The sequence below is a fragment of the Thalassolituus marinus genome (assembly GCF_020320395.1).
GTDB lineage: Bacteria > Pseudomonadota > Gammaproteobacteria > Pseudomonadales > Oceanobacteraceae > Venatoribacter > Venatoribacter marinus.
The window spans coordinates 60,821-72,086 of the sequence record NZ_JAEDAH010000046.1 but is presented as its reverse complement, the minus strand read 5'-3'; the positions used below and the strand labels follow the sequence as shown (position 1 = coordinate 72,086).

Sequence of the window (11,266 nt, the reverse complement as noted above, 5' to 3'; positions counted from 1 at the left end):
CGACATATCCGGGCATTCTTCTTTCACCTTATTCCATTTTGCTAATGTCGACTCACCGACCGTCATATGCATGGAGTTGATAATTGAATCACAGAGTGCCATCAGCGGTTTGGTTCTCATATCATCGCGATAGATAGCCACCCCACCAAAATTGAACACAACCTGAACAAATTGATGATCAGTAACCGGAAAAAAAACAAGCCGCCTAAGCATTGGATTATCTTTTCCACCATTATGTATATGGTGAATATCACAGACCACTGCTTTAATCGTGGATGATAGAGATTGTATACGCCAGTTTAATGGGCCCCGATAAATTGGACTTTCACCTGATCTTTTATACCCATAGCTGCTATCAAGGTAATCTGCAACAGCCATCTCAAATACTCTTGGATGAAGTAAACTGGAATTTAAGAATTTGGATTCATTATTGGCAGAAACCAGTAATGCTAACGAAGAAAAGGTTGCTTGTTTGCCAGAAAACCAAGGACCGACAAAGTACCATTCATTTCTGTAAAATAAATCCGTACCCCAGCAATCAGGAGGTGATTCCGAGCCACCATATACCCGCTCCCACTGCCCCTTTAATATGTTCATCAATCCGGGTTTAACACCATCAACAGAATCACCATCCCCAAAAAGACCAAAAACTGGATTCGACCTTGGCGCTTTAAAATAAAAAGCAGAGTCATCAAATATCCACTTATTATTGACAGGAGTCGTCAGATACGGTCCACGAATTTCGTTTGCTTTTGGGTGCACATTTCTAGGGTGTTCAAAAGGAAAGAACTTCAGCCAATCCCACATAGAAACTCTACCTGTTATCTCATGGTCACGCGGTGTATTCTTCAACAACTTCAACCTGCATCTACGTTCGCGCTCTCTGGCTCACAGATATTTACGATCTGTGAGGAATGAACATCGATTCATCAGCGGATTTAACCTCCCGCTCCTTAACTTTCTTTCCCGGCTTGTCTTTAAACAGCGGCCATGGCAATTCACCAAACTCTTCAGTGATCGACATATCCGGGCATTCTTCTTTCAATTTGTTCCACTTCGCCAACGTAGACTCACCAACCGTCATATGCATCGAATTAATAATCGAATCACACAGTTCCATTAAAGGTTTAGTTCTCATCTCATCGCGGTAGATTGCAACACCACCAAAATCAAACATAACCTGAACAAATTGATGATCAGTAACCGGAAAAAAAACAAGCCGCCTAAGCATAGGGTTATCCTTTCCACCATTGTGTATATGATGGATATCGCAGACCACCGCCTGGATCGTTGAAGATAACGGCATAACACGCCAGTTTAACGGCCCCCGGTAAATAGACTTCTTGCCTGAGCGATGATACCCATAAGTGCTATCAAGGTAATCCGCGACAGCCATCTCAAAGACTCTTGGATGAAACAGACTGGTCTTTAAAAATTTTGAGTCCTTATCTGCTGAAATAAGAGTCCCGTAAGCTGATAAGGCTGCCTGCCTGCCGACAAACCACGGACCAACGAAATACCAGGTGTTCGCATAGAACAAATCTCTGTCCCAGAAGTCCGGGGGGGCATCACTATTGCCACTGTATACCCTCTGCCAGCTACCCTTTAATATATTTTTCAAGCCGGGTTTAACCGCGTCGACGGAATTACCATCCCCAAAAAGGCCAAATATAGGATTGGCCCGGGGGGCTTTAAAATAAAAAGCACAGTCACCAAAAATCCATTTATTTTTGATAGGTGTACTCAGATAAGGCCCACGAATCTCATCTGGCTTTGGGTGTTTATTTCGACGATCTTCAAAAGGAAAGAATTTCAGCCAGTCCCACATAGTTCTTTATCCTCTGTCGTGGCGTTCTTTCAGTTTTTGAAAGATAAACTGAAGTGCGCCGACAGTCCCCGTAACGGTTCCTGCCGTAGCAAGCCATGGTGCAGCACTACTGCCCAGAGCCGCCATCGTGGAAGTAGCACCCAATGCACCGATGCCAGCAAGCGTATTGCCTACCATAGCCCCGGTATATACCTCGCCACCAAAATCATTCCAGCCATAGGGATCTTTTTTATCCGCTGCTCGCTGAAAATTACCAACCGTAGCACTAAGAGCCGCCTTGACGTGGCTACCACTACGAAGAATGTCTTTATCAGCCAGCATTCCCATTTTTGTTGCCGCCTTAAAAGCTGGTTTTGGATCGGAGCTTGACCAACACATTTTCACAATATGCTTCTGATCATTAAAGGAGACGCCTTTTTTTTCCAGAGTTGTCAGCGCCTGAGTGAATACTACTGAGCCCCCCCGCTCAGAGGACCACTCAACGCCTTTACTGCTTCGTGACTGCTCCATTTCGTTTGCCAAAACCGCAGCAAAAGCGTAGGTTTTATTGACTACAGCAGCATTATAATTTCGCATTCCTTTAAGCTTCTCCCCTAATGGAGAATAGAACAGATCAAAATCACACTTTATAGCAGCGTTACTACTGAACAGTGTTTCTAATCTTTTTTCTGCTTCTTGTGCTGCTTCTAAGGGACTTGTAAAACGGGGATCGGCAATCACTACCTGGCGATTGTTTTCAGACAAAATTGGACCATCCTTTCTAAATTTTACTTCCACCTCACCTGTGTCCTTAGACACACTATAAACACCCGGTTTTGCCTTACTTCCTCGCTCAATAGTTTTATACTCATCACTCAAGTCCAGTCTGGTAATCGCCAGCGTATCATTCGGACGCCGTTCTACAGTGGCGGCGATACCCGGCACAAAAACCACTACTTGCTGAAAGCTGTTGGTTTTGAAGTCATTGATATTGGGAATAAAGACATTGGTCTTGCCACCCAGACCGGTGGATAAAGCTTCCAGTTGCTTTAATGCCATCAGCGGGTAGTAGTAACCCTCTCTGGCGGCTTGTGCGAGTATCTGAGCCGCCTTATGGGTTACAGGAGTGAAAACGACTCTTTTGCCGATATCCGGGCTGCTAAGCTGCAAGCCCTCTGATGTTTTTACCAGATTCATCCAGTCAATCCCTTTGACAAATATTTATATACATTCCTTTAGCCGGCTGGCCAACCGGCAAGGCAATATACCATAAGAATCCGGTGATTCACCGACCAAATAGGTATCGCACCATATCACTAATAAGGAAGTGTGAATCAGATCAGGACATAGATTAAGGAACCCAGAGCTACCCGGGTTTTACTCAGAAAAGCAGCAATCAACCAATGCTTTCGGCGTATTATTAATGCCATTAATTATTGGTGAGGCATAGCTCATAATTTTTACCGACTGGTCAGAAGCAAAAACCCTACTCAGGATTTGAAGGTTGTGATCAGGCAAAAAACAGCGGCTATCATCATTCCTTAATGTTCAACGCTGCTGCCATCTCATACGAGCCTGCGCAAGATAGTGCGCCATCAGACCTTCCTGATTCATTTTCTGCAGCTCGGCACTGATGCGTTGCTTCAGCTCTGGCGTGTTACAGGCCGATTTAAGAGACATGGTCAGATACAAGGGCTCACGACTGACGGGCACCTCAAGCATCTGCAGATTGGTAATCTGCGCCCGTTCAATGTAGGCCAGCCCCGGCTGTTCCTCGTACAGCAGGTAATCCACACGGCCGTTGCTGATCATACGCAGTGCCTGCTCAAAACCACCGACCTGCAGAATACTCAGATGTTCTCGGGCATATTCATCGAAGGCCTGACCGAAGGAATTGTTGATCACGGTGACGCCGCGCTTGCCAACCAGATCGCTGAAATCACGGAAGTCGAAGACGTTGTTGTTGCGCACCCACAGTACAGAGCGCGTTTCCTGAAAGGCCGGACGAAGATAATCCATGCGTTCACTTCGGGCTTTGGTGTAGAACGCTCCCGCGATCAGATCAATATTGCCGTTAGCAACCTCTTCCTGCGTACGCCCCCACGGCCCGACAAACTGCACCTGCACAGGGATGCCTATGCGTTCGCCAAGCGTAGTCATCAGCTGTGTGATGGCGCCATCAAGAGCGTCTGTATTGTCGGCAGCATGCCACAGATAGGGAGGATATTCAGCGTTACCGCTGGCGGTCAGAGCCGTGCAATCAGCTCGGGCGAACAGTGGTATACAGAGCAGCAGGAACGCGCTGAACAGCTCACGCATCTCAGACCTCACCATTGGCGTTAGGAATATCGACTGAGATTGAGTATAGCTGCCCTGTCATCTGACGACAGTATTACTATGGCCCGTCAGGGAAAATCAGGCAGCAGAGAGCTCTGCGTCAAGTTCATCAATGGCCGCTTTCATCAGAGTGTGACAGCGTTCGGATAGCTCTCGCACATCGGCCTCACCCAGTCCGTCGGTGCTGACCGGCTCCAGGTAGCGGCCAAGACACGGGCCCGAGTGCAAACGGTTCAGATCGATATGCTTATGAGTGCTACTGAATACGATAGGCACAATTGGCAACCCTGCTTCAATCGCCAGCGCAAAGGCGCCGCTCTTGAAAGGTTGCAGGCCCTTACCATTACTACGGGTACCTTCCGGGAACATATAAATGGCACGTTGGCGGCGGCGCACAACCTCGGCCACCGACTTCATCGTGTCCCAGGCTTTCTGCTTATTCTGACGGTTGATATACAGATTGCCGGCCAACCAGAAGGCCAGACCGAACACAGGGATATAACGCAATTCTGTCTTACCCAGAATCGCGATATTCTTCGGCAGCATCGCTGTGCAGATAAAGACGTCGAGGACGTCCTGATGGTTGATAATGTACACCGCTGGCTGCTCGCCGACCGGCGAGTCGTTCAGTGCTTTGAATCGTACGCCCAGCACCGGACGCAGAATTAACGACATCCAGCTGGCACACAGGTGGGTGTTATTACGATGAAAAGGTCGAACCAAACAAACCAGCAGAGTGGCACAACACACCAGAAGGAAATGTGAAGCCGTGATGCATGCCCGGATACTAAATAACATTGATATTCTCGTTCTTATTATGCAGATAACGCTAACGGTCCGGCGCAGACACTGCCGGATAAAACGGAGGCCGTCATTGTCGTTATTACCCGTCTGCGCACAAGGCGCAAACGGGCCATCTGTCGGTCACTCAGCGTAAAAACAACTGGTAGGCCATGTTGTCACTTTCGTCCCAATAGCCGTAGCCAAGCTCTTCCAGAAATGCGTGCAATTGCGCCACTTTATCGTCAGAGACCTGCAACCCGACCAGTACGCGCCCATAAGCAGCGCCGTGGTTGCGGTAATGGAACAGGGAGATATTAAAGTGTTTCCCCAGTTTGCGCAGGAAATTCAGTAATGCCCCGGGACGTTCAGGAAACTCAAAGCGGTATACGCGCTCATCGTTAACTGACGCCGGCGCATGGCCACCCACCATGTGACGGATATGGTACTTGGCCATTTCATCATCGGTGATATCCAGTACCGGGTAGTTCTCCGCCCGCAGTTCATCCAGCAGGTTCTGACGCGCCCCCGGTTCAGCACCAACTTTTACGCCGACATAGATCTGCGCGCGCTCATCATCGCCATAACGATAGTTGAACTCGGTGATCGGGCGCTTACCAATCAGACTGCAGAATTTCTGGAAACTTCCGGCTTTTTCCGCAATGGTAACCGCCAGAATGATTTCGCGGCCTTCACCGATTTCAGCCACTTCCGAAATGTAGCGCAGGCGATCGAAGTTAACGTTGGCGCCGCTGAGAATGGTCACCAGATTCTGGTTCTCACAGCCTTCTCGCTCAATGTACTTTTTCACCCCGGCAACACTCAGCGCACCGGCAGGCTCACACACTGCGCGGGTATCGTCGAAGATGTCCTTAATCGCTGCACAGATTTCATCCGGCGTGCAGGTGATCACTTCATCGATGTGATCCTTACAGATTTCCCAGGTGTTCTTGCCGATCTGCGCCACCGCCACACCGTCGGCAAAGATACCCACCTGCGGCAGCACAACCCGCTGCTCTTCTGCCAGCGCTGCGGCCAGACAGGCAGATTCGGTGCTTTCGACACCAATCACTTTAATTTCCGGGCGCAGGGCTTTGATATAGGCCGCAACGCCAGCTGCCAGACCACCGCCACCTACAGGCACAAATACGGCATCAACCGGGCCGCTGAGCTGACGCAGGATTTCCATACCAATAGTACCCTGACCAGCAATGACTTCCGGGTCGTCATACGGGTGGATATAGGTCATACCTTTTTCTTCCACCAGTTTCTGCGAGTAGGCGAAGGCATCGTCAAAAGCGTCGCCCTGCAGCACCACACGGGCGCCGCGAGCCTTTACCGAGCGCACCTTGATATCCGGCGTGGTACGCGGCATCACGATGGTGGCTTTAATGCCCAGACGCTGAGCCGCCAGCGCCAGACCTTGCGCATGATTACCTGCCGATGCAGCAACAACGCCTTTGGCTTTTTCCTCATCCGTCAGCTGTACAACCTTGTTGTAAGCGCCACGGATTTTGAAGGAATACACCGGCTGCTGATCTTCACGTTTAACCCAGATCTGGTTACCCAGTCGCTCACTGAGAAACGAAGCAATGTGCAGTGGCGATTCAATCGCAACATCGTACACACGGGCAGACAGAATCTTTTTCAGGTAATCGTTAAGCATGGGATTTTCCGGATCAGACAAAAAAGCGGCGCGAATCGCACTCAGGGGACGCATTGTAACGCATCAGCGCTTATAATTCTTTCAGTCCTTTAGCCAACAGACTCTGCCCAATGACTCAAGATGAACTGAAAAAAGCCGTCGGCCAGGCCGCCGTCGACTATATCCGCCCACACCTGGAAGATGACAGCATCGTCGGTGTTGGAACCGGCTCGACCGCCAACTGTTTTATTGATGCACTGGCCCAGTACAAACACCTGTTTGATGGTGCCGTTGCCAGCTCGGAAACCTCGGCCCAGCGCCTGCGCGACCACGGCATCCCGGTTTACGATCTGAACGCAGTAGATGGCATGGATTTCTACATCGATGGTGCAGATGAAATCAACGAGCACCTGGAGATGATCAAAGGCGGTGGCGCCGCACTGACCCGTGAAAAAATCGTTGCTGCGGTGGCCCGTGAATTTGTCTGCGTTGCTGATGAATCCAAACTGGTTGAACGCATGGGTACCTTCCCGCTGCCAGTGGAAGTGATTCCAATGGCGCGCTCCTTCGTTGCCCGCGAGCTGGTTAAGCTCGGAGGTGATCCGGTTTATCGTGAAGGTGTTGTTACCGACAATGGCGGCCACATTCTCGACGTGCACAACCTCAGCATCGCTTCCGCCATGGAGCTGGAAAGCAAGATCAACCAGATCACTGGTGTCATCACCAACGGTCTGTTTGCCCTGCGCCCTGCCAACGTGTTGCTGCTTGGCACCCAGGACGGGGTCAGAACCATTAAGGCGAAGTAAGTCACTATGGTTTTCAGCAAAGGATTGCTGCGCCGGGTTCTGCTGATTGCAGGCCTGGCACTGCTACTCAGTGCAGCCGTTCTGGCCGCCCTGCCTTCTCTGTTGAAACCAGCACTCAATCGCTGGTTGCCGGGAGCTCTGTCTGACAACGAGCAGACCATCGCTGTCATCAGCCAACTCAGCTGGACCCGCATTGGCATCGACGAGTTGCTGCTGCCACTGCCTGACGGCACAGTGATTCATCTCAACGACCTGCAAATCCGTTTTCATCCGAGCGAATTGTTTCAGGGCCGCTTACGCACCCTCAGCGCCGATAGTCTGAGCGTTACCCTGCCTGCCCCCAGTGCAGTGAAAGTCGCCGCTGCGGCCGCCGCCAACGCGGGCGAAAAAGCCCGCAGCCAGTTTAACCAGCCGGTTTCCATCCCGGCCTTTGCCCAATGGCTGAGCCTGCCGGCGGAGCGTGTCGACATCCACCGGTTCAGCCTGCAGCACCCGGCTCTGAGCGCCGATCTGAGCGTCAGCCTGACACCGGAATTGTGGCGTGTGCACGGCCAGTTACAGGTGGATAACCAGCCACTGCCGTGGAATACCGAATTTCAGTTACAGCAAAGCGGCGACTGGTTATTACTGCTGGCAGAAAACGAAGTCCTGCTGACCCAGACCTCCGGACACATAGCCCAGACTGAGCAGCACACTATGATCAGTGTTGACCAGCGTCTCGATCTGCAAGCCCTGAGTCAGCGTCTGCCGCAACTGGCCGATCTGCCATTGCCACTGCACAAGCTTACCCTGAAAGCGGAAGTCACACTGCCGAACGAAGGCATTTTGCCGGCCGACGCCGTACTCGGTGCTGCCGCGACACTGACCACTCATGCCGCACCGCTGCCGGGTGGCGTCGACTGGCAGCAAGGCAGCTGGTTGATATCAGTCACCAAACCCAATGCTGAAGCCGACTGGCAGCTGCGCCTGGATAGTCAGCAACAACAGGTCAGCGTGAGTGGGCTGCTGGACGATGCGGATGTACAGGTTCGTTCGCAGCAGACCCTGACCGGTTTCTGCACACCGCAATTCAGTCTGTGTGAGCTCGAGGGCGACCTGAATAACAACCTGACGGTGGCCGCCCAGCAGCAGGCCAGCCTGAAACTGCAGCCTGCCATCAACTGGCAGCAGGACAGCGCACTGAGTGTGGTACTGCCGCTGCAACTGGATACATCATCCGATCTGGCCAGCGCACTGCAATTGCCACTGGCCGACAGTCAGCTAAGCGGCGAACTCATCGCCCTGCTAAGCCCCGACGGCGACTGGCAGGTAAGTACCATTCCCGGATTCAGTGCACGACTGCAGCCCTTCGCGGTCAGTGACTGGCAGGTTTCAGCACTGACTCTGACGCTGCTGCCACAGCTTTATGTGCACGGTAATTTCAATGCCAGAGATGCCGCCGGCAAGCTGTCTATGGAACCTGTCATTGTGCAAATGAGCCCGGCGACACTCAGCCAGTCGGCCAACGCTGACAATCCGGGCTCAACCCTGCAGCTGGCGGCCAGCGAACTGCAATGCCTGCCCGAAGCTCATAGTCAGGGTATCAATGTCCGCTGTCAGTTTGATGCCGGAGTGGATGCCTCCGACGTCAATGGCTGGCCACTGCCTGCAACGAAGATCAGCGGGCCGTTCACGCTGGCCATAAATGATCAGAGTGGTGAACAGCAGATCAGTGCCGACGTCAGCATTCGCGCCGCGCTCGATAAACTGACCATGCGCCTGCGCCTGGAGCACAACCTGATCAGCGCTGAAGGTAATGCTCAGTGGTACCTCAATGACACCTATCTCGACTGGCACAGTCTGCAACTGCCGACCATGGCGGCGCTGAGTAAAATCGAGTGGCTGGGAGGCTCTGTATCAGGTCAGGGATGGGTCGACTGGAGTCAGCAGGCCGACGGCTTTTCCTTTAAGCCGGACCTTACGCTGCGCGCTGACAACCTGAGTGCGGTTTACGACAGCAGTATCGCGCTGGAAAACTGGAATGCGCTGATTTCACTCCGTCGGCCGTTCAGTGGTGACTACCTGCTGGATGCGCAGCTCAGCGGTGCCAGCCTCAACCCCGGCATCGAACTGAAAGATATTCTGGCACGCAGTCAGACCCGTATACCGGCAGATTTCTCCTACGCTGTCGCCGAAATCCATGAAATGCATACCGATGTACTGGGTGGAAGAATTCACACACCACTGATCCGCTTTGACAGTCGTAAAGACATCAACGCCTTTGGTATTGAACTGGAGCATATCCAGCTGGCACAGATCGCAGCACTGGAGGCCAACGCCCAGGTGAATGCCAGCGGCACACTGGATGGACTGTTGCCAATTGTGATCAGCCCGGAGGGAGTCAGCATCCCTGGCGGAACACTGTTCGCTCGCGCACCCGGCGGCGTCATTCAATACAACAATGCAACCTCTGAAGCACTGGGACAAAGCGACCAGACCGTCGGACTGGCAATGCAGTTACTGCAGAACTTCCAGTACGAGCAGCTGAAAAATGACATTCAGTATCAACCCGATGGCGAACTGAATCTTGGCCTGCAGTTTCAGGGGAAGAACCCCGACTTCTTTGGCGGCCAGAAAACTCACCTTAATGTTAACCTCGAATACAACCTGCTCGACCTGCTCGAAAGCCTGCGCGTGACTCAGGATGTCATCAGTCGTCTGGAACAGAAATATCAGTAATTAGCGCCATACGATATGGCCTGATACAAACCACTCATATTAATTCCCACCATATACGCCAATTTTATTAATGACGTTTATCTTCTAATTTATCTGCAATTAATGGAACCATAGAACCATAATTTAGAAAGTTAACACCGTTTACTAAGGGCATTTCATGCCAGTGTTCCATTCCCCGGGTATTTTCATTTACCTCATAAATATCAACTGTGCTTCAATCCGCCGCCTATAAAAATAAAACAACATTCTCACGGTAAATATTATGAGCACATCCAATAAAGTCGTCCTGATTGAATAACCATGATCCGCGTGGCCTGAGCCGCAAACAACGCTAATCATCTGTTAATCCGCATCGTTAATGCCACAAATCTTTGTCCGGCCTTACGGTCTGCTATTGCCTGAAAAGGGGTTCATCATGACTCAGAAAAAAAGCAAATTATTCTGCACGTTTTTACCAATAAAACGCGTATCCATTAAGCAGTTTAAAAATATGTATACGCTTTTTTCCCAGTATTATGAGAATACCGATCTGGAAACCTTCCTCAACGATATGAATAAGAAAAGCGGCGTCTTTGTCCTGCGCGAAAAAGACACCGGCCATATTGTTGGTTTCAGCACCTGGACAGTAATGCCTTTAAGCTTTGGCAAGAAACCAACAATGGGGATTTTCAGTGGCGACACCATTTTAGAAAAACGCTACTGGGGCAATAAAAAACTGCAGCAGGCATTTGCCTTGCGCCTGGTAAAAATGAAGCTTAAACATCCGGGTACACGTATTTTCTGGCTGCTGATTTCCAAGGGTTATAAAACCTACCTTCTGCTGGCGAATAACTTCATCCGTCATTTTCCTAATCACCAAAGCCGCAACACCCGCCTTGAACAGGTAATTGATCTGTATTGCGAACAGCTGTTTCCGCAATATTACGATAAGGAAAAGCGGCTGCTGGACTTCGGCGACAGCTACCAGTTCCTGAAAGGCGATGTTGCCGAAATTACCGAAGAGATGCGCGGCGCCAATGCCAGAATCCGTTTCTTTGATGACGTCAATCCAACCTGGCGCCGTGGTACCGAGTTACCTTGCGTCGGTGAAGTTTGCATGGGCACGCTGCTGTCGTTTTTCCACAAACAGATCAGCGGACGCAGTCGTCAGTTACCGGCGGCATGAGGCACAGG

General features: G+C 51.0%; 9 protein-coding genes. 3 read left to right on the top strand and 6 right to left on the bottom strand.

Annotated elements, in window-relative coordinates; genetic code table 11:
• From I9W95_RS09855 to ilvA, 6 genes are all read right to left on the bottom strand, one after another.
• Nucleotides 1–807 (bottom strand): hypothetical protein (locus tag I9W95_RS09855; RefSeq protein WP_225674366.1); only part of this gene is annotated, 807 nt, incomplete at its 3' end.
• A gap of 91 nt (nt 808–898) precedes the next feature.
• The gene (locus I9W95_RS09850; RefSeq protein WP_225674364.1) at nt 899–1,828 is read right to left on the bottom strand and encodes a hypothetical protein; all 930 of its coding nucleotides are present in this window, start codon (nt 1,826–1,828) and stop codon (nt 899–901) included.
• A gap of 6 nt (nt 1,829–1,834) precedes the next feature.
• Nucleotides 1,835–3,004, bottom strand: a complete 1,170-nt coding sequence (locus tag I9W95_RS09845; protein ID WP_225674361.1) for a hypothetical protein — start codon at nt 3,002–3,004, stop codon at nt 1,835–1,837.
• A 351-nt stretch (nt 3,005–3,355) separates the two neighbouring features.
• On the bottom strand, nt 3,356–4,126 hold the full coding sequence (locus tag I9W95_RS09840) for a substrate-binding periplasmic protein (protein ID WP_225674359.1): 771 nt from the start codon (nt 4,124–4,126) through the stop codon (nt 3,356–3,358).
• A 96-nt stretch (nt 4,127–4,222) separates the two neighbouring features.
• Nucleotides 4,223–4,867 carry a lysophospholipid acyltransferase family protein gene (locus tag I9W95_RS09835; RefSeq protein WP_225674357.1) on the bottom strand — a complete coding sequence of 215 codons (645 nt, stop codon included), beginning with the start codon at nt 4,865–4,867 and terminating at the stop codon, nt 4,223–4,225.
• 205 nt (nt 4,868–5,072) lie between these two features.
• Complete coding sequence (ilvA, locus tag I9W95_RS09830) at nt 5,073–6,644, bottom strand: threonine ammonia-lyase, biosynthetic (protein WP_225674356.1); 1,572 nt, start codon at nt 6,642–6,644, stop codon at nt 5,073–5,075.
• A gap of 56 nt (nt 6,645–6,700) precedes the next feature.
• On the opposite strand from ilvA, the gene rpiA reads away from it, so the two are divergent.
• The 3 genes from rpiA (at nt 6,701) to I9W95_RS09815 (ending at nt 11,258) form a co-directional block, all read left to right on the top strand.
• Nucleotides 6,701–7,375: a ribose-5-phosphate isomerase RpiA gene (rpiA, locus tag I9W95_RS09825; RefSeq protein WP_225674354.1), complete on the top strand. Its 675-nt coding sequence runs from the start codon at nt 6,701–6,703 to the stop codon at nt 7,373–7,375.
• A 6-nt stretch (nt 7,376–7,381) separates the two neighbouring features.
• Entirely contained in the window at nt 7,382–10,093 is a 2,712-nt protein-coding gene (locus I9W95_RS09820; protein WP_225674352.1) for a YdbH domain-containing protein, read from the top strand.
• Between the two features lie 490 nt (nt 10,094–10,583).
• Entirely contained in the window at nt 10,584–11,258 is a 675-nt protein-coding gene (locus I9W95_RS09815) for a hypothetical protein (protein ID WP_225674350.1), read from the top strand.
• Nucleotides 11,259–11,266: the final 8 nt, after the last annotated feature.